Annotated in this window: 29 protein-coding genes; 16 read left to right on the top strand and 13 right to left on the bottom strand. The window is 71.1% G+C overall.

From position 1 onward, the window contains the following. Positions 1–306: hypothetical protein (locus tag M5362_RS10555; protein WP_260227135.1), on the bottom strand; the 306-nt coding region annotated here is incomplete at its 3' end. A gap of 506 nt (positions 307–812) precedes the next feature. On the opposite strand from M5362_RS10555, the gene M5362_RS10550 reads away from it, so the two are divergent. After that, positions 813–1241, top strand: coding sequence for an ATP-binding protein (locus M5362_RS10550; protein WP_260227134.1), 429 nt, complete (start codon positions 813–815; stop codon positions 1239–1241). Positions 1242–1366: 125 nt separating this feature from the next. On the opposite strand, the gene M5362_RS10545 is transcribed toward M5362_RS10550, so the two are convergent. Then, positions 1367–1528: a DUF5670 family protein gene (locus M5362_RS10545; protein WP_260227133.1), complete on the bottom strand. Its 162-nt coding sequence runs from the start codon at positions 1526–1528 to the stop codon at positions 1367–1369. A gap of 232 nt (positions 1529–1760) precedes the next feature. Here M5362_RS10545 and M5362_RS10540 point away from each other — a divergent pair, with 232 nt between their 5' ends. The 3 genes from M5362_RS10540 (at position 1761) to M5362_RS10530 (ending at position 3675) form a co-directional block, all read left to right on the top strand. Further along, a complete protein-coding gene (locus M5362_RS10540; RefSeq protein WP_260227132.1) occupies positions 1761–2555 on the top strand; it encodes a hypothetical protein in 795 nt (264 codons plus the stop codon). A 94-nt stretch (positions 2556–2649) separates the two neighbouring features. Next, positions 2650–3210, top strand: a complete 561-nt coding sequence (locus tag M5362_RS10535; protein WP_260227131.1) for an SRPBCC family protein — start codon at positions 2650–2652, stop codon at positions 3208–3210. 258 nt (positions 3211–3468) lie between these two features. Next, positions 3469–3675 carry a cold shock domain-containing protein gene (locus tag M5362_RS10530; protein WP_260227130.1) on the top strand — a complete coding sequence of 69 codons (207 nt, stop codon included), beginning with the start codon at positions 3469–3471 and terminating at the stop codon, positions 3673–3675. Between the two features lie 57 nt (positions 3676–3732). Here the strand turns inward: M5362_RS10530 and M5362_RS10525 are convergent, their stop codons facing one another. The 5 genes from M5362_RS10525 to M5362_RS10505 form a co-directional block, all read right to left on the bottom strand. Continuing rightward, entirely contained in the window at positions 3733–4440 is a 708-nt protein-coding gene (locus M5362_RS10525; RefSeq protein ID WP_260227129.1) for a DUF2470 domain-containing protein, read from the bottom strand. A 257-nt stretch (positions 4441–4697) separates the two neighbouring features. Next, positions 4698–5972: a type III PLP-dependent enzyme gene (locus tag M5362_RS10520; RefSeq protein ID WP_260227128.1), complete on the bottom strand. Its 1275-nt coding sequence runs from the start codon at positions 5970–5972 to the stop codon at positions 4698–4700. Beyond that, the gene (locus M5362_RS10515) at positions 5969–7840 is read right to left on the bottom strand and encodes an IucA/IucC family siderophore biosynthesis protein (protein WP_260227127.1); all 1872 of its coding nucleotides are present in this window, start codon (positions 7838–7840) and stop codon (positions 5969–5971) included. The genes M5362_RS10520 and M5362_RS10515 overlap by 4 nt, the downstream gene beginning before the upstream one ends. Positions 7841–7908: 68 nt before the next feature. After that, positions 7909–9642: an IucA/IucC family protein gene (locus M5362_RS10510; protein ID WP_260227172.1), complete on the bottom strand. Its 1734-nt coding sequence runs from the start codon at positions 9640–9642 to the stop codon at positions 7909–7911. 113 nt (positions 9643–9755) lie between these two features. After that, on the bottom strand, positions 9756–10955 hold the full coding sequence (locus M5362_RS10505; RefSeq protein WP_260227126.1) for an ATP-grasp domain-containing protein: 1200 nt from the start codon (positions 10953–10955) through the stop codon (positions 9756–9758). A gap of 246 nt (positions 10956–11201) precedes the next feature. Here M5362_RS10505 and M5362_RS10500 point away from each other — a divergent pair, with 246 nt between their 5' ends. From M5362_RS10500 to M5362_RS10490, 3 genes are all read left to right on the top strand, one after another. Beyond that, the gene (locus M5362_RS10500; RefSeq protein WP_374214437.1) at positions 11202–12164 is read left to right on the top strand and encodes a (2Fe-2S)-binding protein; all 963 of its coding nucleotides are present in this window, start codon (positions 11202–11204) and stop codon (positions 12162–12164) included. Between the two features lie 169 nt (positions 12165–12333). Further along, entirely contained in the window at positions 12334–12525 is a 192-nt protein-coding gene (locus M5362_RS10495) for a hypothetical protein (protein ID WP_260227124.1), read from the top strand. Positions 12526–12703: 178 nt separating this feature from the next. Next, the gene (locus tag M5362_RS10490; protein ID WP_260227123.1) at positions 12704–13330 is read left to right on the top strand and encodes a maleylpyruvate isomerase family mycothiol-dependent enzyme; all 627 of its coding nucleotides are present in this window, start codon (positions 12704–12706) and stop codon (positions 13328–13330) included. 43 nt (positions 13331–13373) lie between these two features. Here M5362_RS10490 and M5362_RS10485 read toward each other — a convergent pair whose 3' ends face one another. After that, positions 13374–14009 (bottom strand): rhodanese-like domain-containing protein, encoded by a 636-nt coding sequence (locus M5362_RS10485; RefSeq protein ID WP_260227122.1) that lies wholly within the window; start codon positions 14007–14009, stop codon positions 13374–13376. 333 nt (positions 14010–14342) lie between these two features. Here M5362_RS10485 and M5362_RS10480 point away from each other — a divergent pair, with 333 nt between their 5' ends. From M5362_RS10480 to M5362_RS10465, 4 genes are all read left to right on the top strand, one after another. Next, entirely contained in the window at positions 14343–14618 is a 276-nt protein-coding gene (locus M5362_RS10480) for a hypothetical protein (protein ID WP_260227121.1), read from the top strand. 55 nt (positions 14619–14673) lie between these two features. Further along, positions 14674–17016 (top strand): phosphoketolase family protein, encoded by a 2343-nt coding sequence (locus M5362_RS10475; RefSeq protein WP_260227120.1) that lies wholly within the window; start codon positions 14674–14676, stop codon positions 17014–17016. A gap of 77 nt (positions 17017–17093) precedes the next feature. Beyond that, entirely contained in the window at positions 17094–17528 is a 435-nt protein-coding gene (locus tag M5362_RS10470) for a VOC family protein (RefSeq protein ID WP_260227119.1), read from the top strand. 136 nt (positions 17529–17664) lie between these two features. Beyond that, on the top strand, positions 17665–18507 hold the full coding sequence (locus M5362_RS10465; protein WP_260227118.1) for a class I SAM-dependent methyltransferase: 843 nt from the start codon (positions 17665–17667) through the stop codon (positions 18505–18507). 69 nt (positions 18508–18576) lie between these two features. Here the strand turns inward: M5362_RS10465 and M5362_RS10460 are convergent, their stop codons facing one another. After that, positions 18577–18828 carry a DUF6479 family protein gene (locus M5362_RS10460; RefSeq protein ID WP_260227117.1) on the bottom strand — a complete coding sequence of 84 codons (252 nt, stop codon included), beginning with the start codon at positions 18826–18828 and terminating at the stop codon, positions 18577–18579. Between the two features lie 221 nt (positions 18829–19049). Between M5362_RS10460 and M5362_RS10455 the strand changes: the two genes are divergently transcribed. After that, positions 19050–19628: a hypothetical protein gene (locus M5362_RS10455; RefSeq protein WP_260227116.1), complete on the top strand. Its 579-nt coding sequence runs from the start codon at positions 19050–19052 to the stop codon at positions 19626–19628. Between the two features lie 62 nt (positions 19629–19690). Here the strand turns inward: M5362_RS10455 and M5362_RS10450 are convergent, their stop codons facing one another. Then, on the bottom strand, positions 19691–20911 hold the full coding sequence (locus M5362_RS10450; protein ID WP_260227115.1) for a saccharopine dehydrogenase family protein: 1221 nt from the start codon (positions 20909–20911) through the stop codon (positions 19691–19693). 127 nt (positions 20912–21038) lie between these two features. On the opposite strand from M5362_RS10450, the gene M5362_RS10445 reads away from it, so the two are divergent. Continuing rightward, positions 21039–21755, top strand: coding sequence for a TetR/AcrR family transcriptional regulator (locus M5362_RS10445; RefSeq protein WP_260227114.1), 717 nt, complete (start codon positions 21039–21041; stop codon positions 21753–21755). 2 nt (positions 21756–21757) lie between these two features. Here M5362_RS10445 and M5362_RS10440 read toward each other — a convergent pair whose 3' ends face one another. The 3 genes from M5362_RS10440 to M5362_RS10430 form a co-directional block, all read right to left on the bottom strand. Continuing rightward, on the bottom strand, positions 21758–22489 hold the full coding sequence (locus tag M5362_RS10440) for a neutral zinc metallopeptidase (RefSeq protein WP_260227113.1): 732 nt from the start codon (positions 22487–22489) through the stop codon (positions 21758–21760). Between the two features lie 293 nt (positions 22490–22782). Next, positions 22783–22986: a helix-turn-helix transcriptional regulator gene (locus M5362_RS10435; RefSeq protein ID WP_260227112.1), complete on the bottom strand. Its 204-nt coding sequence runs from the start codon at positions 22984–22986 to the stop codon at positions 22783–22785. Then, positions 22983–23402: a hypothetical protein gene (locus M5362_RS10430; RefSeq protein WP_260227111.1), complete on the bottom strand. Its 420-nt coding sequence runs from the start codon at positions 23400–23402 to the stop codon at positions 22983–22985. The genes M5362_RS10435 and M5362_RS10430 overlap by 4 nt, the downstream gene beginning before the upstream one ends. Positions 23403–23997: 595 nt before the next feature. On the opposite strand from M5362_RS10430, the gene M5362_RS10425 reads away from it, so the two are divergent. The 3 genes from M5362_RS10425 (at position 23998) to M5362_RS10415 (ending at position 26976) form a co-directional block, all read left to right on the top strand. After that, a complete protein-coding gene (locus tag M5362_RS10425; RefSeq protein ID WP_260227110.1) occupies positions 23998–24456 on the top strand; it encodes a hypothetical protein in 459 nt (152 codons plus the stop codon). Between the two features lie 201 nt (positions 24457–24657). Then, the gene (locus M5362_RS10420; protein ID WP_260227109.1) at positions 24658–25647 is read left to right on the top strand and encodes a nitroreductase; all 990 of its coding nucleotides are present in this window, start codon (positions 24658–24660) and stop codon (positions 25645–25647) included. Positions 25648–25740: 93 nt separating this feature from the next. Then, positions 25741–26976 (top strand): PP2C family protein-serine/threonine phosphatase, encoded by a 1236-nt coding sequence (locus tag M5362_RS10415; protein WP_260227108.1) that lies wholly within the window; start codon positions 25741–25743, stop codon positions 26974–26976. Positions 26977–26981: the final 5 nt, after the last annotated feature.

The raw sequence follows: 26981 nt of genomic DNA, 5'->3' as shown, positions 1-26981 counted from the left end.
GAGGTCCGCCCAGGTGCCGGAGACTCCGGGGACCTTCGCCTGCCCGCCCAGCGTGCCTTCCGTACCGACCTCGCGGGCGACGCGGGTCACCTCGGAGGTGAACAGCGAGAGCTGGTCGATCATGCCGTTGAACACACTGGAGATCTCGCCCATCAGCCCGCTCGCCTCGTCGGGCAGCCGGGTTCCGAAATCTCCGTCGCGTACGGCGGTGAGGCCGGCCAGGAGCTGCCGGAGTTCCGGCTCCCCCACCGCGGCCTGCCCCTGCCGCTGCATCACCGAGGAGCCCTCGATCGTCGTCTCAGACATGATCCATCCTCGTTAGCTAGCCAGTCCCCGCCGCGCCGGGCGCCGTCAGGGCCGCGGTCCGGGTCGCCGCCCCACCCGTACGCTTCCGGTCGTGACCGTTGTCGTACGGCAATCAACCCGAGACTACTCCCCCGTGATCGACGGGCGGGAGACGGAGCCGGATCCGGCGGCTGGAACCGATCCGGTCCGGGCACGTGACGCCCTCCCCGTCCCGGTGTGCCGGACGGCCCGGCGGGCCGTCCGGGACCGCGAGGACACGGCACCCGCTCCCCACTGGCGGCTCCCTCTCCATGGCCTGAATCCGCCGTCCCTCCAACGGGTCGCGAAACCGGCGTCAACCCGGTGCGATCCCTCGCCGGCGCCTGGTGGCCCCCCGTGCGCCGCCGTCGTAGCGACAATCCGAGGCGGCCGTACCGGAACTGATTGCTCATGAGGGTGTCACTGCGGGGACGACGGGAAGGCGAACCGGGTACGAAGAAGCGAATTCCGCGAGGAAGGGAACCAAGATGCAGCCCCAGGGCGAGACGCGGTCCCGTGCCTCGGCTCCTCGGCACCCGCTTGCGCGCTCTGTCGACGACGAGCGGGCGGTACGCACATCCACCCAGGCCCGAGAGCTCACCAGGCGAAGGCTGGCCGGCATACGGCCGTCGGACGAGTCACAGGTCGACGACCTGCTGCTCGTCGTCTCCGAGTTGGTGACCAATGCCGAACGTCATGGCGGTGGCCTCATCGATTTCCACCTGGACATGACGCGCGACGCCGCGACGGTGTCCGTCTCGGACGCCAGCGAGGACGCTCCGCTGTACCGGCGCCACGAACCACTGGTCCCCGGCGGGTTCGGGTGGCCGATCGTCCTGCACCTGTGCCGTGAGGTGTCCGTGGCGGTCCGACCCGGCGGCAAGACGATCCACGCGGTCGTGCCCCTGGAGCAGTGACGGCACGTGAGCCGAAGCACATGCGCGCGGCGGCGGCGCCTCGGGCACGGACATGTGGGTGCCACCCCCGGTGAAGGGGGTGGCACCCACACTCCGCGTGGCGCGCGGTGGCCACCGGGCACGGTCTACCAGCGGTACCACCGGCCCGTGCCGCCCTTCGGCCGGGCCACGAAGCCCAGTAGCCACAGGACGAGCACGACGACGGCGATCCACCAGAGCACCTTCACCGCGAAACCGGCGCCGAAGAGAACCAGCGCGAGCAGAAGAACCAACAGAAGGGGAACCATTGTCATCAACCTCCGGACCGCCGCGTACCCCCGGTTCGCAGGCCCATTCCCGCTGAATCGGAGGGTTTTCCGCACGCTTTCCGGGGAATCGGGGAGGGCTGCGCGGCCGGTTCGCCCGGCCGGCACCGGCACCGACGACCGGGCGCCACCGGCACGGGCACCGACGCCCGGGCACCGACGCCGACGCCCGGGCGCCACCGGCCTTGTCAGACCCGGGTCGTAGCCTGCGGTCATGGATCATGTCGCGCTCTTCCTCGTCGCGCTGAGCGTCACGGTGGTGTTGTACGGGACGCTGGTCGTCCGCCACCGGTGGCGGACGTGCGGGCTGCGCCGTATCGAGGCGCACATCGCCACGGTGGGTGTCGACCCGTACTACGCGGCCTCCGTCCGGGGTGAGGAGACGGCGGCAGCGGCGGCGGAGTTGCTGCTCGACGGGCTGATACGGATCGACCACCACGCCGTGATCCGACTGGCGCCCCGGGACGGTGACGACGAGCCCGGAACCCTCCCGGCCCACCCAGTACCCGCCGCCTTGCTGGAGGCCGTACGCAGAAGGCACCCCCGGCACGTCGTGCTCGGCGGCATCGCGCAGCGTGACCGCGCGTACCACGAGCAGGTCAGGGCGTTCCGTGTGGCGCAGGAGAAGCTGCTGCCGGGACGGGTCGGCGCAGCCGGGTCTCCCGGCGGCTGCGTGGCGTGCCTGGGGTGCCTGGGGATGTGCGCCGTGCTGGCCTTCTCGACCTTCGCCGCGATGGCGGTGCTGGACTCGCTCCCGCACGGGGCCACGCAGTGGGCCGGGGCGGGAGGCACCTGCCTCGCGCTCACCCTGATCTTCCTGAGTCCGGAATTCTGGAAACGGCTTCCCCACCCGGACCCCGACCCGCTGCGCGCCCATTGCCTGAGCCTGCGGCACCCGGCTCTCACCGGTCCCGACGCCCTCGACGAGCGGCGCCGCCGCAGGCTGGAACGGAGTCTCGCCCTGGGCCGCCGGACCAGGAGGCCGCGCCAGGGGCGAAGTGCACGGTGATTGAACTCCACTCCGCCGGGCACGCGCGACGTGGCCGCAATTGTCCGGCCATCGCACGCAGAGGAAACGGAACCAACGGACCAGGAGATTTCTCGTGAGCATGGTGACGGAATCCATCGACGTCGACGTCCCGGTGCGCAGCGCCTACAACCAGTGGACCCAGTTCGAGGACTTCCCGAGCTTCATGGAAGGAGTCGAGGACGTCCGGCAGGTCGACGACCAGCACTGTCACTGGAGGACCAAGGTCGCCGGGGTCCAGCGGGAGTTCGACACCGAGATCGTCGACCAGCTTCCCGACGAGCGCGTCTCGTGGCGCACGGTGGGCGGTGACGTCCACCAGAAGGGCGTCGTCACGTTCCAGCGCCTCGACGAAGCGCACACCCGCGTCAGCCTGGCCATGGACTTCCAGCCGGAAGGCATGGCGGAGAAGGCGGGAGACGCTCTCGGCGTCCTCGACCGGCGCGTCAAGGGCGACCTGAAGCGCTTCAAGGGCTTCATCGAGGAGCGCGGGCAGGAGACCGGAGGCTGGCGGGGCCGTATCACCCCGGGCGGGACCGACCGCGGCGCTCCGCAGCCGCAGGGCTCCTCCCCGGACCGTCCCGTCCCCGGCCCGGGCCTCTTCCCGACCGACCCGGACGGCAAGCGGTTCGGCTGACAGGCCGACGGAGCCGCCGACCAGGCGCTACGTGAGCGGCGCCCGGTGCCTGCCTTCTGCCTGCATCGCGGCAGGCGAGCATGCACCGGGCGCCGTCTCGGTCCCCGCGTCCCGCCACGTTCCGTATGCGCGAGGTCGCTCAGGGGACGCTTCCCAAAAAGCCCGTTCGGAGGTGAGATGGACCTGTAGGGCGCGCGAGCCCGTGGGCACCGCCCGGCGCACTCGGGACCGGGCTCGGGCATGGCCGAGGGAGTCCACGTGAACGGCCGACGCAAGGGGCTCGTGCAGTACTTCAACCAGGAGGGCGGATACGGGTTCATCACCCCCTACGGGGACCAGGACACCGTCTACGTCCGAGCCGAGGACATCGAGACGGAGGACAAGGTGCTCTCCGAGGGGCAACAGGTCACCTTCGCCCTGGAGCTGGGCGAGGGCAGGTTCGAGGCCCGGCACGTACGCCCGTAGCGCGGGCACCGGGGCAGTTCCCTTGCGTGGGACGTCAGCGGTCCAACACCCCCGCGTTCAGGCCGAGAGGCGGCTGAAGTGCGAGGAGCGGCGCGCCGCGACCATGAGCGCGTGGATCTGGGGGCCGGCCTGATCGACGTCGGTGACCGGGGTGGGGAACGGCAGCCGGACGTCGTGGTGGGTGTCGGGGTGCTCCAGGCGCAGCGTGAGGCCGTAGCGGTCCAGCGCCACGGGGAGCGCGCGCACCATGCCGCTCTTGAGCTCCTGCTGCCGGACGAGGCGGAGCAGGAGTGGCAGGAGTTCACGGTGGCCGTCGACGAGGTGAGTGAGCATGCTCGCCTCGCAGGAGGCCATCGGGTCGACGTCGGTCTCCTGCAGCCCCTCCAGGGTGACGGTCGCGCACCCTTCGGAGTCCTCGATCAGGGCCTGCGCGAACTCCACGCAGGTGCTCTCGGCGGACTCGGAGTCGTAGGGCTTGTCCAGCAGCCCGGTGATCGTCACGCGGGCGCGCAGCCGGTCACGCACGTAGGTCGGGGCGATGTCGGTGAGCTCCAGGGTGATGGGGATGCCCGCATCCTCGTGACCACGCCCGGCTTCCGAGGAGGAGTGCAGGTGGATATGGCCCAGCGGCCCGGACCCGTCACGGCTGTACACCTCCGTACGCCGGCCGCCGGTCACCACGGTCATGGAGTGGGCCGTGGCCAGGATCGACCGCAGACGCTCGGCGGGGGTCGGCGCTGAGGGGCGGGCTGTGTGCGGGCGCATGCGAGTCCTCCAGAGAAGCTGTCGAGCCATGAGATCCGACGACTTAGGTAAGCCTAAGCTAACTCATGCTCCTTTGGGCACGGAAGCCACCTCACGCCACGAACGAAGTCGGCGACGGCCAGGGCCGGCGGTCCGCCGGGCCCCAGAGGGGCTTGAGCACCCCCACCATGCCGCCGCCACCATCGCGAGCAGGGCCCCGTAGAAGATCAGCGCAAGGGCGTTGGCCGCGCCGCGTCGTTGATTCCTTGCCGGAGCTGTTACTCGGTCAGGGTGTCGCCGTACTTGTCGCGGAGGTCGATCCCGATCTGCATCGTGCTCCCCTCGATCGCCGGATCGAGGAAATGGAAGCCGGGGCGGGGGTGCATCAGGAAGTCGTGGTGCGAGATGTTCCATGCGTACGCCCCCGCCAGGCCGAAGGCCACCCTGTCGCCCGCTCTCAGGGACGGAGCGGGGACGTTCCTGGCGAGCAGGTCCTTGGGGGTGCAGAGCTGCCCTGTGAGCGTGACCTTGTCCTGTTCGGCGGCAGGTCGGGGCCAGGGGTGGGGCCAGGACGCCACCGGGAGAACGGTGCAGGGCTGGTCGTGGCCCTTCGTCGCCGGTGTGCGCAGGTGGTGGGTGCCGCCCCTGACCACGGCGAACTCCTGGCCGTGGCTGCGCTTCACGTCCAGCACCTCCGTCACGTACCAACCGCAGTACGCGGTGAGCGCACGGCCGGGTTCGATGCGCAGGGTGAGCCCCTGGTGCGCCGCCGCGAGGCGGGCGAGGCCCGTGCCGTACGCGACCCAGTCGAACCGGCGCTCGGGCAAGGCGTAGTCGACGTTCATGCCGCCTCCGACGTTCACCTCGGCAAGGGGGGTCCGGTGGCGGGATGCCAGAGCGGAGGCCCAGGTCACGACGGATTCGGCGACGGCCACCTGTTCCGTCGCCTCCAGCCCGCTCGCCAAGTGCGCGTGCACGCCCAGCAGTCGCAGGTGGGGGTACGTGCCGCCGCTGAGGAGACCGACGACCTCGTCGGCCTCGGACGGGTCGAGGCCGAAGGGGGTGGGACGTCCTCCCATCGCCAAGGAGCTGCCCGCGAGGGACTGGTCGGACAGAGGGAGGTTGAAGCGGAGCAGGACCCCGATCCTGGAGTTCGGCGCGTGTCCGGCGGCGAGACCGGCGAGCATCCGCAGCTCGTGGGCGCTCTCGACGTGGAACCGCGCCACGCCGTGCTCCAGCGCGGCCGCGATCTCCGCGGGCGTCTTGCCCGGCCCCCCGAAGGCGAGCGGCGAGCCCGGCACCGCCTTGGCGACATGTGCGAGCTCGCCGCCCGAGGAGACCTCGTACCCGTCGACGTACGGGGCGAGGGCGGCGAGGATCTCCGGTTCCGGGTTGGCCTTGGCGGCGTAGTACAGCTCGACGCTCTCGGGCAGGGCGAGGCGTACGAAGGCGGCGTGCTCGCGCAGCGCCGCGAGGTCGTAGACGTACGCCGGCAGTTCCGCGGAGGGCAGCTCCAGCGCGCGGGCGTGGACAGCGGCGGTGGGGGCGGTCATCTGATCCTCCTGTGGCTGCGGTCGCCGGCCCCGTCGGGCAGCAGGTCGTCGGCGAGTGGTGAGGGGAGGTGGACGTAGCCGGCCGCGCGATCGGCCTTCCGCTCCCATCGGGTGAGCAGGTTGGCCTTGGCGGGCAGCGGGACTCCGGCCAGGAGGGCCGTGAGCCGCGGCGGGCTGCCGTGCCGCTCGGCGCAGGCGCGGAGGGTCGTACGGACCCTTCTCCAGAGCTCGGCCTCGATCTGCGGATGCAGGTCGGCGATCGCCGCGAGGAGCTCGGCGACGTGGTTGACCAGCAGGCAGTACACGACGCGGTCCCAGCCGCGCCGGGCGTCGTACGTCATCGATCCGGCGACTTCGGAGGGCAGCGCGGCGAGGCGGTCGGCGTGGTGCTCGGCAAGCAGCTTGGTGCCCTCCAGGTCACGGAAGACGACCTGGGCGGGCATGCCGTCGTCGTCGACGCAGACGAGCACGTTCTGCAGGTGCGGTTCCATGACGACGCCGTGGTCGAAGTAGGCGGCGAGGACGGGCGGGACGAGGAGGTCCAGGTACGCCGCCCACCAGTCGAGGGCCGACCGAGGGCCTGCGCCGTCCAGGATTCGGGAGATGTGGCCGGGGCCGGTCGGGTACTCGTCGGCGACGGCGGCCGCGAGCAGCGGGGTGGTGCACGGCATGAGCCGCCTGGACAGCCCCTCGCGGACGATCACCCCGAACCCTTCGAGCAGTGCGTTGTCCGGGGAACCGTCCGGGCCGGGGAGGGCGAGACTGCGGTAGGCGGGCTCGCGGAGCATCGTGCCGCCGGGGAAGCGCGTGGCGAGGTCGGCCAGTACCGGCCCCAGCGCTCGTGTGAGGGCGACGGCCCCGATCAACTCGTAACGTGCGTTCTTGCGCAGGCAGTTGGTGATGCGGATGTTCAGGCTGAACTTCAGGAACGTCTCGCCGTCGTACAGGGTGCGGACGGAGGAGGTGGCGACGAAGGGCCTGCCGCCCGTTCCCAGGTCGACCACGTCACCACGGTCGAACGCGGCTCGCAGCGCCGGGAGTTCACGGAGCATCTCGTACTGCCACGGGTGTGCGGGGAGCAGCCGGTGGCCGTCCGGCACGTCGGGACCCATGCGGTCGAGCGCGTCGGTGGCGCCGTCCTCGGCGACGAGGTGTTCCCGCACGGCCAGGTACCGCAGTGGGAACGCCGCCCCGGCCTCGGGTGCGTACGCGGTCCATGAGGCGGCGTCGCCGCTGCGGGCCTTGGGGGTGGGGTGGAATCGGTGACCGAAGAGCAGGGACTGCTCGGAAGCGACGTACCTGGCGAGACCACCTTCCTCGACCGCCCGAGCGGACTCCGCCTCCGCGGCACCGGCACCGGCTCCGGCCCGCGGCCCTTCAGACCGCGCCGGTGGCAGCGCCGGTGGCCGCCCGACGTAGGGCGACGGGCTCGACCCTCCCGCGCGCCTCGCGAGCATGGCCGAGACCGTCCGGTGGCTGGAGGCGACCTGGTCCAGGAACTCCTCGTTGCACACGCCGGTACGGATCCGCAGCTCTTCCTGCATGTACGCGGCAAGGAGCCGCCAGTCGACCCGCGACCAGTCGTCCCCGGAACGCCACTCCCACACCGGGCCCGCGAAACGGTGCGCGCCCAGCATCGACGTACGCCGCAGAGCGACCTTAAGGAGCACCCCTGCTCGCGGGAGACGGATCAACAGGTGACCGTCGGCGACCGTGGTCTGTCGCTCGGGGCCGGACAGTTCACGGACCAGGCAGTTGAGGAGCGTATGGATCACGGCCGTGTCGGCGGTGGGCAGTTCCACCGGGGCGGGTTCGGGGGCCGCGGCACCGGGCGGCGGCGCGGTGTCGAGCGAATCGGCAAGCGACATCAGGGGCTCCAGCACGTACAGGGACGATCGAGGTCGAGAAGGGGTGGTGGAACTGTTGGCGCTCACCGTTAAGACACTTCCGTGAGGAGGTAGTTGGGGCCGGTGGTGTAGTGCTTGTTGATGTCGGCCGCACCCGAGCGTTCCTTGGTGAGCAGGGTGCCGGCGGAGACCATCGCCTTGACCGGCAGTTCAGGGGCGTCCAGGACGTTTGCTCGCAGGAGCGCGCCGGGCTGCCCGGGGTGAGTTCCGAGCCGGTCGACGGCCTCCGCCAGACGTTCGCGTACGAGCCTCAGCAGCACCTCCAGCGGGGCACGGCCCTGCCGCGCCAGCCCGAAGGCGAAGGCCCCCGCGCACAGGTGGACCGTGACGGTGGTGAACAGGTCGATGACGGGGCCGTCGCCGTCGCAGAGGATCCGGGCATCGTCGAAGGCGGAGGGGTCCGGCGCGTCGGCGCCCAGCATGTCCCGCATGCGGGCCGTGTTGATGCGGGGACCGTCGTTGTCCTTGAGCAGCAACCGCAGGCGGGTGCGCCCGTCCGGGCCCTGGTCCAGCACGAGCGAGACGTTCTGCTGGTGCGATTCGAGCGCGATGCCGTAGCCGAAGAGCGTGGTCTGCCAGTCGAGGAGCAGCGTCAGGACCGCGTCGAGCAGGGCGACCGGGTCGCCTCGGTAGTACCGGTCGGCAAGATGGTCGATCACCGGTCGCCCGCCGGGAGCCTCGCTCAGAAGGGCCGCCATCGGAACCACCGCGGAGCTCGCCAGGCCGGCCGGGTAGCGACGGAGGAGGACGGCGAGAAGTTCGTGTCCGGCATGGGCGTGGGTCGACTCGTCGGCCACGAGGACCGTGTCGCGGAAGCGTGGCTCGTGGGCGATGACCGTCTCCAGCAGACGCTGACCGGCGGCCCCGTCGACGAGCGTGCCGGGCTTGATGGTACGGCGGTTGCGCAGGCCCAAGGTGGCGGTGACCAGCGGTAGTTTGAGGTGAAGGGTGGGGTCGTCGACGAGGGCCACCGTACGCATCGACAGCGTCGGCACGACGTCGAGGTACCCCGGCTCGGCGAGAACGGCCGTGCGCCCCAGGCCTGCGGCTCGCAGTGCCTCACGCAGAGGAGAGCCGATCGTGAGCGGGTGGACGGGGAGCGCGACGTGCGTGAGGAGGAGGTCCGGCAGCCCGAGCATCGCGGGGGTCGGCCAGAAGTCGGGGAAACGCGAACCGCCCGCCGGCATGGTGAGCGCCTGCCGGGGCACGACGATCCAGCGCAGCGGGAAGCGAGCGTGGAACTCGGGTGCGTACGCAATAAGTTGGCTGTCACCGAGCCCGGACCGCCCCCGTGCGGTGGGATAGACGGGATGGTCGAAGCGGGCAGCGAGCGTGTCGTAGGCCAGCCCCTTGGCGAGGCCGATCCACTCCGCGGGATCTGCTCCATGGCGGGCCACGAGACGTGCGTCCACCTCGGCGCGCGTCCGTGCGTGCAACCGCATCGTCGCGAGCGTCTGACCGCACTCTTCGGCGAAGGCGTCGAAACCACCACGGTCGACGGGGTCGGCGAACGCGGCGAGGGCGCCGACGATCTCCTCGCACGTGGTGAGCTCCGCACCGTCCGACTCCCGTACGAGCAGAGGCAGTCGAGCGGTGTCCACACTCTGGAACCCGTCTGCGCCGATCGGTAGCAGCAGGGCCTCCTCGCCGTCGAAATCGGCGAGCCGCAGCCACGGGCCGTCCCGCCGCTCCACCCGCACGCCCCGACTGCGAAGACCGACGACGTCCTCCCGCAGGAGCGCGCCGAGTACGCGCAGAACCAGATCACCTTCGCATGCGTCGGGGCCGCCGGGCGGCCCCGAGGAGGCGACGGCGGTGACGCTCCGCGAGGCGGTGGACGTCGCGACGCCGGCGCCCTGTGCGGCGGTGGGGGCCGTCACGGGGTGATCTCCCAGCGCTGTGCGGCGAGGAAGGCCGCGATCACGCGATCGACCGCCTCCTGGCCGGGCCCCATGGCACGAACCACCCCCAGGTAGTCGCGATTGGTCCGGTGCAGGTCGTGGCGCTCGCCGACCTCCCGCAGCGGCCGGTACGTCAGCCGCACACCGTCCTGGAGCAGGTCGGCCGCCGCGGGGGCTGCCGTGAGCGTGCCGGCGCGTTCGGCACACGGGTAGGCGACCCGGGCGGCCTGATCGGTGCGGGCGCCGAGATCCCGTGGCAGCGGCTCCCCCAGATGCGTCCGCAGGATGTGCTCGAAGAGCGGGATTCCCAGGAGCTGCGCGAGCAGGAGGTCGCACTGGTCCCCGGCGGCACGGTAGTTGACCTCGATGATGCGGGCCCGGCCCTCGTACACCACGAACTCGGTGTGGCAGGCGCCGAATCCGACGCCCAGCGCGTCGAGCTGAGCGAGCACCTGCCGCGTGACGGCGTCGGGGTGTGCGGCCACGAAGGTCATGTCCTGCTCGACGAAGTACGGCGGCGGCGACACGCGTGTGTGAAACCCGCCCAGGACGTGGCGTGTACGGCCGTCCCCCAGGGTCTCGACGGTGTACAACTCACCGGTGAGGTACTCCTCGACGACCAAGGCCGCGCCGGGCCGCCGGGACTGGATCTCCTCGCAGCGCACCGCGAGCTCCTCGGGCCCGGTGACGAGCACGACGTCCTCGCTGGCCACACCCTCCCTTGGTTTCACCACGCAGGGGTACGGGATGTCGGCGCCCCTCTCCGCGGCGAGGGCGACGGGGTCGCACCCGGACCCGATCTCCAGGGACCACACCGTGTCGGCGCCCGTGGCGGTGAGGTGACGGCGCATCTGCGCCTTGTCCTTGGCGCGCAGCGAGGCCTGCCAGCTCTTGCCGGGCAGGCCGAAGTAGTCGGCGGCCAGAGCGGCCTGGGTCTGCAGATGGTCGCTGTTGGTGAAGATCCCGTCAGGCGCGTGGTGCGTCGAGATCCGGCTGATGACCGCACGGAAGTCACGCACATCGCACGCCAGGACCTCGACGTCCGGGCGGTGGCCGCGGTGCGCCTCCGGCTGGTCCGTGAGCACGGAGACGTCCAGGCCGAGCCGGGCCGCGGCCGGAAGGAAGCCCTCGGTGACCGAGTCGGTCGGATTGAGGGCGAGGAGATACAACCGCACGGGCGGCCCCTTCGGGTCGGGTGGTGAGAGATGTCGACGAACATCGCCGGTCGCCGCAGGTAGGTCCGGCGCGCTCGGCGTCGCCCATCCGCTACGCAGCCTAAGTTAGGCAAACCTAAGTTCTCAACTCCCCCGCCCCGCAGCGGTCCTGACCCTGGATCATGAGTGCGAAAGCTTCGGGTAAGGTGAGGCTTACCTCAGTGAATCTCGTCGGCGCAGCGCGTCGCCGGCACGCGAAGGAGTGCGATGGCCATGGCACCGGAAACCGCGGCGCCGCTTCACGCCGTGGGCGCGACCGCCGCCCTCACCGGCACCTACGGCCGCCTCATCGCGCTGTGCGACGCGCTCGACGTACGGGTCGTTCCCCCGGACCACCTGGCGTCGGCCGGCGACCCGGAACCGGCCCCCGGACGGGACCTGGCCCCGGATCGGGACCGGGACCTCGGCCGCGACCACACCGACGGCCACGCCCACGGTCACGGCCACGCGGAGAGGCTCGACGGTGCGGTCCTGGCCCAGGACGAACGCGCGCTGGACGCCTTCATCGAGGCGGAGGCGGTCCGCATCCGCGAGCGGCACGGGCACGTCCCGCGCAGAGATGTCGCCGCGTCCCGCGCGCTCCACGACTATCTGTGGTCCGTCAGTCTGCTGATGAGCGGCCCGTGGCACCTGGAGCGTCGTGTGCCACGCGTTCATCCGGCCGAGGTCCGGCTGAATCTCGCCGCCGCCGAATTCGAGGTCGTCACCGGCTCCGGCTTCGCCTGCCTGCCCGACGACCCGGCGGCAGGGCTGCCCGGGGCCCGGGTGGTGAGCGACCAGGAGGCACTACGGGCCGAGCTGCGAGCCGCCGTCGTCGATCACGTGAGCCCCCTGGTGGCCGCGTTCGGCCGCCAGGTGCGGCGCGGGCCACGGGCGCTGTGGGGAATGGTCGCCGACGACCTGGTCTCCGGCATCTGGTACCTCGGTCGCATCCTCGGCCGGGAGGACGAGGCCGTACGGGCCGCGACCGAACTGCTCCCCCACGGCATCCCTCCGTTCCCGGGGGGCGCCGACTTCAGACGACTGACGGGCCGCGGCGGAGCGGGCCACCACACGCGCACCCGGCTGGGCTGCTGCCTGTACTACAGGATCGACCCGTCCCAGGCGTGCCTGACCTGCCCCCGTACCTGCGACGCCGAACGCATCCGGAGGATCGAGGCCGGCAGCTGACCGTCACGGCGGCAGCCGGCAGACCCTGAAGAAGGGGTCGTCGACCGGGATTCCGCGGCTGCCACCAATCGGCTGAAGATCAGGAGCTCACGGCAGGTGCGGGCAACGACGGACACGCGCAGGCCTTAGCTTGGCGCGTGTTCTGCCCTTCTGCTGAGAGGTGTCCACCATGCGTTCCCTGCTGACCGCCCTCGCCGCCGGCGCCATCGTCCTCGGCACCGCCGGTGCCGCGAGCGCGGATGTGAACCCGGAGTTCGAGCCGCACACCTCGTACACCGTCGTCTTCGGTGACTGGCTCCAGTTCGCGGGCGACGACGTGTTCAACGCCGGGGGCGACAACACCGTCGGCTCCAACAACTGACGCCTCCCCTCCGGACGCCCGCTGTCTCGCCGCATCACTGCTCAGGTGCCGCGGCGGCAGCGGCGACCACCAGACCGCACGCCGACCGACAGCGTCTGACAGCCGCCTCACCGACCGATGAGTTCCAGCCGTACTCGCGGTCCTCCCTGGTGGATACCAGGTCGATGAAGGAGAAGCTGTGACACGGGATGTGTGGACGCTGGTACACGCCGAGCGCGCCGCGCTCGTCGGCGACCTTGCCGGGCTCGACGACGAGCAGTGGGAACGACCGTCGCTGTGCGACGGGTGGACCGTGCACGACGTGGTCGCCCACCTCGTCGACTCGGCCCGGAGCACACGCCTGAGCTTCGTCGTCGGTCTCGTACGGGCGCGGTTCGACTTCGACCGTCAGAACGCCCTGGGCGCGGCGCGGGCACGTGGCGCCACACCCCAGGAGACCCTGGACCGGTTCCGTGAGGCGTCTTCACGAAGGTCGACGCCTCCGGCCCCTCTCGAAAGCCGCCTCGTCGAGGAAGTGGTCCACGGTGAGGACATCCGTCGACCCCTGGGGATCACGCGCTCCTATCCGCCGGAAGCGGTCGTGAGGGCGCTCCGCCTGCAGACTCGGGTCCCGTCGTCGTTCGGCGGAGCCAAGGAGCTGCTGGACCACGTCCAGCTCAGGGCGACGGACTCCGACCTGACGGTCGGAACCGGACCGGAAGTGACCGGCCCCGCACTCGGCCTGTTGTTGGCGGTCTCCGGACGCCGGGTGGCGTGGGACGAACTCGACGGTGCCGGCGTCCCCGTTCTGACGACGCGCGCCTGAACAGGGCGCGGGCCGTGGTCCGCAGGGCGGGGCGATACGAGCCTCAGGCCTCTGCCCCGGCCCCGGTGCCTGCCCCGGTGCCGACCCCGGCCCCGGCCTCGTCGCGTAGACGGGTCAGCGTCGTCTCCAGGTCCGGCGCGCCCGCAGCACCGCGGTTGTACGGGAGTCGGCCCAGGACCACCGCCATGCCGCAGGTGTTCGTGAGCGCCGAGTAGACGAGGCCGCCCGCGACTGCCGCCGACAGAAGCTGCCAGGCCGGGTGCACGAGCAGCCCGAGCGCCAGGCCGATCAGCACCAGCGATCCGGCCGCGAGCCGGACCTGGCGCTCCATCGCCCACACGGCCTTCGCCGGGGCACCGGCGGGACGGGCGAGCGTGTGGCCACGGGCGGCCCAGTCGCCGGTTCCGCCGGTGAGGTTGAGCGCGCGCACGCCGTGCGCGGCAAGCTGCGTGCAGGCACTCTCGGAACGGCCGCCTCCCTGGCACACGACGAGGAGATCCCCCCGCCCCGCAGCCTCCTTGAGCGCGGGAACGGCGCGGCCGAGCTGGTCGAGCGGGATGTTCAGCGCTCCCGGCAGATGCCCGGAGGCGTACTCGGCGGGGGTACGGACGTCGACGACGGTCAGCTCGTGCAGGCGGGTACGGGCCTGGTCGGCGTCGAGGGCTGGGGCAGTGTTCATCGCGGTTGCCATCCTTGTTGATCCACGGTGCCTCGTGGTGGCTCTTGGTCGTCGGCAGGACCCCGTGGCGCCCAAGTTACCCGTCACGCGGCGCTCCGACCGCGCCCGGGGCCGAGCGCACACATGACTGCAACAAGGGCACACATGACCGCAGCAATCGCGTCCCGGCCGCCCGCCGCGCCCTTGACCCGCACGAGGCGACTACGCACAGAATCCGATACGCCCCGCCGGAACGGGGTAGCCGAGGACCATGGAAACCAACGAGACCGCGCCGCCGCCCGCCGGAGCGCCCCTGTGGACGACTCGACGCCATGGTTCTCAGGGAGGGCCGCGATGAACGATCCCCAGGTCCCCGGCTTCTCCGGCATCGCGAGCGGCGCGGAGAAGGCCGCCGAGGATGCCGTACAGAAAGTGGTCGACTGGTACGACGTCGAGCTCCGCGCGGAGCGCGGCGCGCCGACGCCGGACCCGGCGCGGGTCGCGGCGCTGAAGGACGGCCGCCGCGCCGCGCTCGCGGACCGGGCGCAGCTGCTGACCGCCGATCCCAGGGAGGCGGCCGAGCTGACGGTCGCGTACGCGGATCGCCTGAGGAGCCTCGCCGGGTCCTAGGGCGTGTTTCGACTCCCCCTGGCCCGACAACCGCCGCACGAGGGAAGACACGGTGATGGCAGAGCGACACAGCACGGAGCCCTACCGCCGGGCGGCCGACTACGTGGCCGCCGCGCTGATCTACCTGCGCGACAACGTACTGCTGCGACAACCGCTGACGCGCGAGCACCTCAAACCCCGGCTGCTCGGCCACTGGGGTTCCTGCCCGGGCATCAATGTCGTGCACGCCGCGCTCAACACCCTGGTGAGGGAACGGAACGCGGACGTGCTGCTGGTGACCGGTCCCGGTCACGGCGCGCCCGCCTCCCACGCGAACCTCTGGCTCGACGGCACGCACCAGGACCACGACTCGGCGCTGTCACGGACCGAGGGCGGCCTGACCGAGCTGGCCAGGCGCTACTGCGCCCCGGACGGGTTCCCCAGTCACCTGTCCCCCGCCGTTCCGGGCGTGATCCACGAGGGCGGCGAACTCGGCTACGCCCTGTCGACCGCCTTCGGGGCCGCCTTCGACGCCCCGGACCGGCTGGTGGCGTGCATCGTGGGCGACGGAGAGGCCGAGACGGGGCCGACGGCCGCGGCGTGGCACTCCTCCAAGTTCCTCGACCCGGTCACCGGAGGCGCGGTCCTGCCCGTCCTGCACCTCAACGGCTACAAGATCTCGTCCCCGAGCGTCTTCGCGACCATGTCCGACGACGAACTGACGTCGTTGTTCGCGGGGTACGGATGGTCGCCCCGCCTGGTCGACATGACCGCGGACCCGCGCGGCGAGCGCATGACCGAGGCCGTTCTCCAGGCCCACGCCGACATCGTCACGATCCAGCGTGGCGCCCGTGCCGGCGACGTCCCCGAGCGACCGCCCTGGCCCATGATCGTGCTGCGCACCCTGAAGGGCCAGGGCGCGCCCGCCGAGGTAGGAGGCGTCCGGATCGAAGGCACCTTCCACGCGCACCAGGTCCCCCTCGCCGACGTCCACGAGGACGACGAACAGTTCAAGGCCCTGGAAGCCTGGCTGCGCTCGTACCGTCCCGACGAGCTGTTCGACGACGGTGGACGGCCGCGCCCGCACGTACTGGCCACGTGCCCGACCGGGGCCGGCCGCATCGGGATGAACCGGGCGGGCGACGGCGGGCGCCTCCGCCGGTCGCTGGACCTCCCCCCTCTGGAACCGTACGCGGTCGGACTCGACGACGGCCCCGGCAGCGCGTCCGCCAGCCCGAACCGGGTGCTCGCCGCCTGGCTGACGGAAGCCATGCACAGGACACGGAGCAGCCGTGACCTGCGGATCATGTCCCCCGACGAGCTCGCCTCCAACAAGCTGGACAGCGTCCTGGGCGCGACAGGCCGTGCGTACACCTGGCCGGTCCACGAGTACGCGGAGGACCTCTCCCCCGACGGCCGGGTGATGGAGGTGCTGTCCGAGCACAACTGCCAGGGCTGGATCCAGGGCTACCTGCTGACCGGCCGTCACGGCCTCTTCCCGACGTACGAGGCGTTCGCCTCCGTCACCGACAGCATGCTCAACCAGTACGCGAAGTGGCTGAAGATGTCCCGCGAGGTGCCGTGGCGGACCCCGGTGAGCAGCCTGAACTACCTGCTGACCAGCGAGGGCTGGCGGCAGGAGCACAACGGGTACAGCCATCAGGGTCCCGGGTTCATCAACAACCTCCTCACCAAGAAGGACACGGTGACCGGTGTGTACCTCCCGCCGGACGCCAACAGCCTTCTGGTCACGATGGAACGTCTGATGGACGACACGGGGCGGATCAACCTGGTGGTGGCGGGCAAGCACCCGGCCGCCCAGTGGCTGGGCCTCGAGGAGGCGCGCCGGCACTGCGCGGCCGGCGCGTCCGTGTGGCGCTGGGCCTCCACGTACGAGGGCGAGGAGCCCGAGGTCGTGCTGGCCTGCGCGGGTGGCATCCCGACGGTGGAGACCCTCGCGGCGGCCGACATGCTGCGACAGGACCTGCCGGAGGCGCGGGTCCGTCTGGTCAACGTCGTCGACCTGTGCTCGCTCGCACCGCCGGGCCTCCATCCGCACGGGATGTCGGATGCCGAGTTCACCGCCCTCTTCGGCCGGAGCACGCCCGTCGTCTTCGACTTCCACGGCTACCCCTCGGCCGTCCACCAGCTGCTCCACGGACGGCCGGGGCCGGACCGGTTCCATGTCCGCGGGTACGTCGAGGAGGGCACCACGACCACGCCGTACGACCTGCTGGCGAGCAACGGGGTCTCCCGCCACGACCTGGCCGCGGCCGCCCTGCGCCACCTCCGCGGCCGCGCCGCGACCGCCGGCGACCTGGCCGCCTCCTACGAGCTCCGCCGCGACCGCCTGCGCCGCGAGCTGCGGCGGACGGGCGTCGACCCGCGGGAGATCACCGACTGGCGCTGGGCGTCCTGACTCACCCACGGCCCGGACGGCCACGTCCTCCGTGGGACGCACACTCTCCTGCCGGAAGCGCGTGTTAGCTTCCGGCCATGGAACAACGCGTCAGTCTGATCACCCTGGCTGTTGCCGATCTCGGACGTTCCCGGGCGTTCTACGAGAGCTTGGGCTGGCGGGGACAGGAAGTCGAGGAGACCGTCTTCTTCCAGGCAGGTGGCCTCGGAATCGTGCTGTGGGGCCGCGAGAAGCTCGCACACGACTGCGGCCTCGACGACGCTCGCGGGACGGGCTTCGGCGGCATGGTTCTGGCGCACAACATGCGCTCCCCCGAGGACGTCGATGAACTCCTCACGTCGGCCCAGCAGGCCGGAGGCACCGTCACCAAGCCTGCTGAGGCGACGTCGTACGGCGGTTACGCGGGCTGCTTCGCCGACCCTGACGGCCATCTGTGGGAGATCGCCCACAACCCTGGCTTCCCCCTGGCCGACGACGGGTCGCTGACCATCCCGGACTTCGGTTCCCTGTAACGGCTGCCCGCGGCGACGGCCGCGCGACGCGGGCTTCGAAGACTCGGGGGCGCCCCGCTCGTCGCACCGGGTCCGAAGCGTCACCTCTGCTACAAAGATCGAGGTGACGCAGCATCAGAAAATGGAGGGCGGATCCATGTCCGACAGGGCGGACGCGGTCGAGGCCGACCGCGCACTCAAGGCGAAGCACCGGACGATGTGGGCGCTCGGCGACTACCCGGCCGTCGCCACCCGGGTCATCGCCGGTCTCGGGCCGGTACTGGTCGAGGCCTGTGGGGTGAAGGACGGGGACAAGGTGCTCGACGTCGCCGCCGGTTCGGGGAACGCCTCCATCCCCGCCGCGATGGCCGGCGGCGATGTGGTGGCCTCCGACCTCACCCCAGAGCTGCTGGACGAAGGGCGGCGGGAGGCCGCGGCGCGCGGCGTCGAGCTGCGCTGGCAGGAGGCCGACGCGGAGGCGCTGCCCTTCGCCGACGGCTCGTTCGACACGGTGATGTCCTGCGTGGGCGTCATGTTCGCCCCGCACCACCAGGCCACTGCCGACGAGCTGGTCCGGGTCTGCCGGCCGGGCGGCACGATCGGACTGGTCAGCTGGACCCCGGAAGGGTTCATCGGCGAGATGTTCGCCACCATGAAGCCGTACGCTCCGCCTCCGCCGCCGGGGGCGCAGCCGCCGCCGCTGTGGGGGCGGGAGGAGCACGTCCGCACGCTCCTGGGCGACCGCGTCACGGAGGTCGAGGCACGCCGGCAGCCCCTCGCTGTCGACCTCTTCGACCGTCCTGAGGCCTTCCGCGAGTTCTTCAAGGCCACCTACGGGCCGACCATCGCCGTCTACCGGAACATCGCCGACGACGCCGAGAAGACCGCCGCCCTGGACGAGGCCCTCGACGGCCTGGCGGCCCGCGCGCTCCGGAACGGCGCCATGGAGTGGGAGTACCTCCTGCTCACAGCCCGTCGAAGCGGCACCGCACCGGCCTGAGGCGCCGGGTCCGGGACGTCTTCCCGCCGCAGGGCGGTGGGCGGCGCCGGGAGTGCACCCCAGTCGGTGTCAGCGGCGCGAATCGCCGAGGTCCGGGTCGGCGTCGGGTGTGGTCCAGGAGTCGTCGCGGGCGCCTTGGGCGGTCGTACGCGTGGGATCGGCGTCCGCGTGACGCCGGCGCGCGGCGCGGCGGCTGCCCCACCAGAACGCGGCGATGAGGAGCGCGACGACCACCACGCCGATGACGATGGCGAAGATCACGGCGTTGGATCCCGCCGATGCCAGAGCGGGTGACGCTGTCAGGGTGGTGGCTACGGTCATGATCGCCTCTCAATCCGGTCGGAACGCGCACGACGGCTGAGCCGCCGGGCGCCGCGCCCCGCGTCTGTCCCGTCCCGGCGTCCACAAACGCCTCCGTGTGGGTGACGACCATGTCCGTCGTGCTTGTTTGGTCGTCCCGTAAGAGGAGAGTCGCTGGGGCACGAGCAGATCGGTCGCCGCGCGGGGTTCGGCGCGGGAAGGCCCGGAACGGAGGCATCGCCATGCACGACGACAAGCCCCAGACCTTGTCGGGACCTCTCCTCACCCTGTACTTGAACGACCACCTCACCGGCTCGGCCGCCGGTGTACGCCTGATCCACCGCATCGCCGACCGGCAGTCCCGTACGGGGTCGGGCCCGGCCCTCGCGGCCCTGGCGCGCCAGATCGAGGAGGACCAGCGGAGCCTGCGCAGGATCATGCGCGACCTCGACGTTCCCGCGAAACCGCTCCGCGAGATCATGGGCAGGGTCGGCGAGAAGGTGGGACGGCTCAAGCTGAACGGCCGGCTCTTCTCCCGCTCCCCGCTCAGCGACGTGCTGGAGCTCGAAGCGATGCTGCTCGGCGTCGAGGGCAAGGCCGCGTGCTGGCGGGCTCTGCGCGAACTGGCCGAGACCGGTTCCGGTGTCGACACCGCGGAGCTCGACCGGCTCCTCACCCGGGCGGGAGAACAGTCCCGCACCCTGGACGACCTCCGGCGGCGTCGCTCCGCGGAGGTCTTCGAAGCCGATGCGACGGAGCCCGCCGCGGAGCGGCCTCGCCGGGTCTCCGGCTCTCGGCCGGGAACGGCTGGCGCGTCCTGACGTGGAGCCGTCGGCGACACCGCTGTCGCCCCTGACGTGGCGCGGCGTCGCCGACCGTGGTGTCACTGCTCGCGCATGCCCCAGGGGGATCCGTAGGCGGTGAGGAGATCCAGGAAGGGTCGGGGGGCGAACGCCTCGGGGCCGAGTACCCCTGACTGCGCCCATGTGCCGCCGGCCATCAGCTCCAGGGCGACGACGGGGTTGATCGCGGTCTGCCACACGACGGCCTGGCAGCCGTATTCACGCATCGACCACTCGTTGTCGACCACGTGGTAGAGGTACACCTCGCGCGCCTTGCCGTCCTTGACGCCCTTGACCCAGGTGCCGGCGCACGTCTTGCCGGTCATCCTCTCGCCGAGGGTCGCCGGGTCCGGGAGGACGGCCGCCACGATGTCGCGCGGCGAGACCTCCGCCGCGCCGAGGCTGGTGGCCACCGTGACGGGGGCGGTGCTGTCGAGGCCCAGTGCGCGGAGGGTCTTGAGCTTGCCGATGAAGTCCTCACCGAGTCCGTACTTGAACGTCACCCGCGCCGCGTCGATCCAGCGGGGCACCAACAGGACCTCCTCGTGCTCGACGTTCACGCACTCGACGGGGCCGATGCCCTCGGGGAAGTCGAAGACCTCGGGTTCGCTGAACGGCTCGGTGGTGTACCAGCCGCGGTCGGCCTCGTAGACGACCGGCGGGTTGAGGCACTCCTCGATGGTCGTCCAGATGTTGAACGACGGTGCGAAGTCGTAGCCCGAGACGGTGAGGTCGGCGCCGTCGCGGATGCCGATCTCCTCGATCTCGTCGAAGAGTTCGTCCGCGGCGTAGCGGGCGAAGACGTCGGACAGGCCGGGTTCGACGCCCATGCCGACCAGGGCGAGCCGACCGGCCTTCTGCCACAGTTCGGCCTGCTCGAACTGGGCGTCACCGAGCTTGACACCGCACAGCTCGTACGGGCGGTCGGGGTGCGGGCTCGACAGCGACATGGCCATGTCCACGTAGTGCGCGCCGGCCGCGGCGGCGGCCTCGAACAGCGGCAGGACGAAGCGCGGGTCGGTGGCGTTGAGCAGGACGTCGCACCGCTGCTCCCTGAGGAGCCGGGCCACGGCCACCTCGTCGGAGGCGTCCGTACGGCAGGCGCTGAACCTGGTTCCGCTCTCCCCCAGGGCGGCGACGGCCGCCTCCGCGCGGGCGAGGTCGTAGTCGGCGACGACCATGTGGTCGAAGAACGATCGGCGGGCCGCGATCCGCGTGATCGCGGTTCCCACGCCACCGGCTCCGACAAGCAGTACACGCATGGCAGAAATCTCCCTCTCCGAGGCTGTCACCTCTGGTGCAGGCGAAGTAACCCCTGATCCCTCGCTAACGTCCATGGCGTTGGCATAAGGTGCGCACGAGGGGAAGGCGGCGGGAAGGAGCCCGGACATGGCCAAGCAGGTGGTGCCCGAGTCGGCTCGCAGGCGGCGGCGCCCGACCAAACAGGGAGCGGTGCTCTCGGAACAGCTGATCGTGGAGACAGCGCTGCGCATGCTGGCCGAACACGGCAGTACGGGACTCACCGCCCGGCGGCTCGGGCTCGCGCTGGGGGCCGATCCCAGCACCCTGTACCGCTACTTCGCCGGGATGGACGATCTGACCCTGGCCGTGGGCGCGGAACTGATCGGGCGGGCCCTGAACGGCTGGACGGCCACCGGCGACTGGCGCCACGACCTGCGCCGGCTCGGTCTGCGCATCCACCGTGCCTACCTCGCCCACCCGCAGGCCGCCATGCTCACGGCCAGCCGCGTCACCGGACGAGAACAGGAGATCGCCGCGGACGAGACCATCCTGGCCGTGCTGCGTACCGCCGGTTTTCCCGACCAGGACGCGGTACGCATCTACCACGCGTTCATCGACCAGACGCTCGCCTTCGCGGCCCTGGACGCGGCCTCGCTCGCACTGCCCTCCACGGCCCGCGAGGCCGACGAGCACATGTGGGAGTCCACCTACGCCCGGCTGCCGGCCACCTCGCACCCGCACATCGCCGCCACCGCCGGCTTGCTGGCCGCGCGCATGAACCACAGCGCCTATCCGACCGCCCTCGACATGCTCCTGGACAGCGCGGCCGCCCACCTCAGGGGGTCGTCCGGCTCCACCGGGTGACGTTACGAAGGCTTCCAGTACCTGCTGACACAGGCGCCCAAGGCCCCGCTCTGCCGATATCCGGTGACGATCGCTTCCCTGCGCTCCTCCGGCGTGCCGTGATGATCGGGCGCGTGCAGCTCGTAGTCGCCGATCGCCTCGAGCGCGGTCGTCGCTTCCTCGAAGTCCCCGGGCTCCAGGTAGCCGCTGTAGTACGCGTGCGCCGCCCACACGCCGGCCAGGCAGTCGGCGATGAGTTCCTTCCATTTTCCGCCTGGCGGGACGTACTCGACGTGGTCGCGCTCGCTGTACTTGGCGCGCAGCTCGTCCACGACATGGTGCCCGAACTCGTGCGCCGTGATGATCGCTGCCGCGAAGTCCCCCTGGCGTTGCGACTGCTCACCCAGGACGTTGCCCGTCCACATCTTCTGCATCGTGGTGACGGGCAGATAGATCGTTCCCCGGTACCCGGCCGTGAGCTCGTCGCCAGAACAGTAGAACGCGTTCGGTGTGTCATGCGTGACGACCAGCTGGGAGCCGTCGGCGAACCGGCAGTTGCTCGACAGTTGCTCGCCGGGTTGCACGACCCGGTAGCTCACGAAGGGTTCGGAGAAGCCGAGTTCGTCGGTGAAGAGGTTGGTCCACATACGGTCGTTGTCCTGAACGACACCTTCGAGGTACGAGGTGACCGTCTGCCGGCTGCCGTCGTCGGACGAGGACCTCGGGATCGTCGCGCCCTCCGGGGCGGTGGGCACTCTGTGCTCCTCGAGCTTCTCGGCCAGGTCGTCTGGAGGGACCACGCTGGGCGTCTGGCGAGCGGGGGCATCCGCCGAGACGCTCGGCCCGCACCCGGAAGCGAGGGTTCCCACCAGGAGCACCATCGCGGCCAGGGGTATGCGGGATCTTGGTTGCATGTCATCAGGTCTACCGGAGCGGGCGAGGTGACCACGCGCCCGACGTGGCAAACGGGTTACCCCTCTCGCCGGCTGCCGCTGCCCGACTCCCGGCGCCCACGGGCGGCGGCCGGCCGCGGAGAGGGTCACGGTTGTCAGGCCGTGTCGTCGTCGGGGGAGAACAGGCTCTCGATCGGTTCGCCGAACACAGCGGCGATCTTGAAGGCGAGCGGCAGGCTCGGGTCGTAGCGGCCCGTTTCGATGGCGTAGACCGTCTGCCGGGATACGTCGAGGCGGTCGGCGAGGTCGGTCTGGCTCCAGCGGCGCACCGCTCGCAGCTCCCTGAGCCGGTTCTTCACCGGGTTCGCGGGGTCTTGAACAGCAGGGCCGCGATCCAGACCAGGATGCTTCCGATGAAGCTGATCTGGACCAGCTGGCGCAGGTCCCCCACCCCGGCGGCCTGGAGGAGTCCGACGGTGTAGATCGCGATGATCAGCACACCGAATCCGATGGCCAGGGCTTCGAGCTGGCAGCGCCGCTGGTACTCGTCGGCGCGGCGCAGGCTCCTGATCACGGCCCGCACGATCCACAGCCCCGGGGCGAGGTTCAGCAGCGACCAGACCAGCTTTCCCGAGTCCGCCGAGCCGAAGAGGCCGAACTCCGAGATCAGGCTGAGCGCCCCGAGGGCGATGACGGCCGGCAGCCAGTCGACGAACCACGCGCGGGTGCGGATCGTGTCGCTCAGGCTCTGGCGGTTCTCTGATGGGTTCTCCATACGGCCAATGTAAAGGGAGCTTGTCTCAATGTAAACGTTCCTTGTCATCGAGCCCCGGGGTCCCAGGCAGGAATGACCGGGCGATGGGGTTCTGTCGTCCGATCCCATGCCGGTACGCGACGCGGACAACCGGCTCCAGGTGTTCGCCCGCGGCGCGAACGGCACCGTGTGGTCCCGGGCGCAGAACCGTTCGTACGCCTGGGGGGGACTGGGCCGAACACAGCGGTGCGGCCGCGGCAGGCAATCAGGCTCCCGTCCTGGGCGAGGACGGCAAGGTGCGGGTGTTCTACCGCACCACGGACGACCGGCTGGAAGTCATCGTCCAGAACGACCCCAACGGCACCTTCGGCGCCCCGACCGAGCTGGCCCGCAACGTCGACGGCGACCCCGTCGCCACGCTCGGGGCCGACGGGCGTATCTACGTCTTCTACCGGGGCAGCGACAGCGCCCTGTGGTACTCGCGCAACCAGGGCCTGCTGTACGAGGCCTACACCAAGGCGTCCTCCATCGGCGGCGTGATGAAGGAACAGCCCGCTGCGGCGCTCGACGGCTCGGGCCGCATCGTGGTCGGCGTCCGCGGCAGCGACAACGGACTGTGGACCAGCCAGCAGAAGTCGGAGAACTCACCCGACTTCGGGTCCTTCTCCAAGCAGAGCTCCGGCATGACCGACTCACCCACCGCGGCCGCCGATGCCGCGGGCCGGGTGCAGTTCTTCACCGCGGTACGGACCAGGCGGCCTGGCGCGTCGGCCAGACCGACGACTATCAGAGCTACACCACGGCCGCCTCCCTCGGCGGGCAGATCCAGCAGCGGCCCACCGCCGTCCTCGGCTGGGACGGCCGGCTCAACGTGTTCGTCATCGGTACCGACAAGGCGCTGTGGGTCGCGGCCGAGACCAGCGAGAACGACGACGACTACACGACCTTCCAGTCCCTTGCCGGCACCGTCGGCCTCTCCACCGCCATCCCCGACCACCGCAACCTGCTGCACGTGTTCTACCGCAGCGCGGCGGCCGGCCAGAACCTCGGCAGCGTGGCCCAGGACTGGGCGTAACGACACCGAGCCCCTACCCGCTTCAGGGCGGCTCCCCACCGTGTGGGGAGCCCCCCTGATCCCCACCGGTCCCCTCGTTCGCCTCGCAAGGTGCGCCTCGGTCCGTGCTGGGACAATACGAAGAGGGTGCTGCGTCCCCCACCGGCACGATCGCCGCAGTTCCTTCGCGCACCGGGCGATCCCTCACAGACAGGACGAGCCGTGTCCACTCCAGAACTCGACGCGGTGGTCGTGACGTCGTTGGTCGAGGACGCCGTGACCGCGCCCTCCATGCACAACGCCCAGCCCTGGAGGTTCGTCCACCGCGCCGGCAGCGGTTCCCTGGCCCTGTACGGCGATCCCGACCGCACGCTGCCGATCGCCGACCCGGACCACCGCGCTCTGCACCTGGGCTGCGGTGCCGCCCTGTTCAACCTGCGCGTGTCGGCCGCCCACCACGGCTGGACCGCCGAGGTCCGGCTGCTTCCCGACCCCGATCATCCCTGGCACCTGGCCGACGTCCGTCTCCGGCGGACCGGGAGCGTGGACCACGGGCTCGCGGACCTTCATCCCGCCGTGCGGCGGCGGCACACCAGCCGCTTCCCCTTCACCGACGAGCCGATTCCCGAGCCCGTCCTCGGCGGGCTTCACGGCGCCGCTCTCCTGGAAGGCTGTCGGCTGATCACACCGGGCGCCTGGCACGCCGACGCGGTCATGGAACTCGTACGCGACGCCGAGTTCCTCGAAGCCGCGAACGAGGCCGTGCGCGCGGAGATCGCCACCTGGACCCGCACGGGCAGGACCGGTGAAGGGCCCACCACCGAGGGCGTCCCCGCGGAGGCGATCGGCCCACGGCAGTACGGCGTGAGCGCCCCTGTACGGGACTTCGACTCCCCCCGCCGGGTGGCGGACCGTGGTGTCGCCGACTTCGAGAAGCACCCCCGGCTCGCGCTGCTCGGCACGGTGGAGGACACTCCGGCGGACTGGCTGCGAGCAGGTCAGGCGATGCAGCGGGTGCTTCTGCAGGCCACCCTCGACGGCCTCGCGACCTCGCTGATGTCGCAGCCCCTCGAATGGCCCGAGCTCCGCTCGTCCGTCCGCGATCCGAGTTCCGCGATCGGCTTCGTCCACATGGTCTTCCGGCTCGGCTACGGCCCCTCGGGTGGGGCGACACCCCGTCGGCCTGTGGGCGAAGTCCTCAGCTTCCGGTGACGGAGCTCGTGTCGCGCCGCGCTGTCGCACGGGTGAGGCTGGAGGCAGGTGCACCATGACTGTCGGACAGCTGAGGGAATTGGCGCGAGGCCCGTGAAACCGGAGATCGACTACACAGCGTTGTTCGCGGCCACGCCGAGTCCGTATCTGGTGCTGGGCCCAGACCTGGTGATCGTCGGAGTCAACGAGGCGTACCTGCGCGCGACCGGGCGGAGTCGGCAGGATCTGGTCGGCCAGCACCTGTTCGATGCCTTCCCGGACAACCCGGCGGACGCGAGTGCGGACGGGGTGCGGAACCTGAACGCCTCGCTGCAGCGCGTCCTGCGGTCGAGAGAGCCGGACACGATGGCGGTGCAGAAGTACGACATCCCGGTGGCGTCCCGGCCCGGGGCGTTCGAGGAGCGGTGGTGGTCGCCGATCAACACCCCCGTGGTCGGGCCGGACGGGCGGGTGGCGTGGATCATCCACCGGGTGGAGGACGTGACCGACTTCGTCCGCTCCCGCCCGCCCGGCCCGCGACAGGCACCGCTGGGCAAGCGGGAGGCCATGGAGGCCGAGCTGTACGCGCGGGCGCGGGAGCTGCAACGGCTGAACGAGGAGCTGCGCCAGGCGCACGCCCGGGAGCGCCAGGTGGCCGTCGCGCTCCAGGAGGCGATGCTGCACTCGCCCGACCTGGAGGGGCACCGGAACGTCGCGGTGCGCTACCTGCCCGCGGTCGGGTCGCTGAACGTGTGCGGCGACTGGTTCGACGTCGTCGATCTTCCCGGTGACTCCTTCGGGGTCGCGGTCGGCGATGTCGTCGGCCACGGCCTGGAGGCCGCCGCCGTCATGGGCATGCTCCGCAGCGCACTGAGCGCCGCGGTCCGGGCCCTGCCCGAGCCGGCGAAGTCGTTGGAGGTTCTCGGCCTGTACGCCCGGTCGGTCGAAGGCGCACTCGCCACCACCGCCGTCCAGGTCGTGATCGACGCCCAAGCCCAGCAGATCGCCTACAGCAGCGCCGGCCACCCCCCGCCCGTTCTGCTGCACGCCGACGGCACGTGCGACCTGCTGGAGCAAGCCACCGATCCGCCGCTCGGTGCACGGCCCGAACACGTTCCCCGCCCCCAAGCCACCCTGGCCTACGCCTTGGGCGACACCCTCGTGCTGTACACCGACGGGCTCATCGAACGGCGCGACGAGGACATCGATGCCGGCCTGCACAGGCTCACCGACGCCCTCACCCGCCACGCCGACATGGGCCCCGACCGCCTCGCCGACACCCTGCTGGCCCGTCTCGGCGTCGTCGGCGGGGCCCGGGACGACATCGCTCTGGTCATCGTGCGCCTCTGACAGCG

The organism is Streptomyces sp. Je 1-79 (assembly GCF_025195125.1).
Classification (GTDB): Bacteria; Actinomycetota; Actinomycetes; order Streptomycetales; family Streptomycetaceae; genus Streptomyces.
This window is presented reverse-complemented; position numbering and strand designations above follow the sequence as displayed.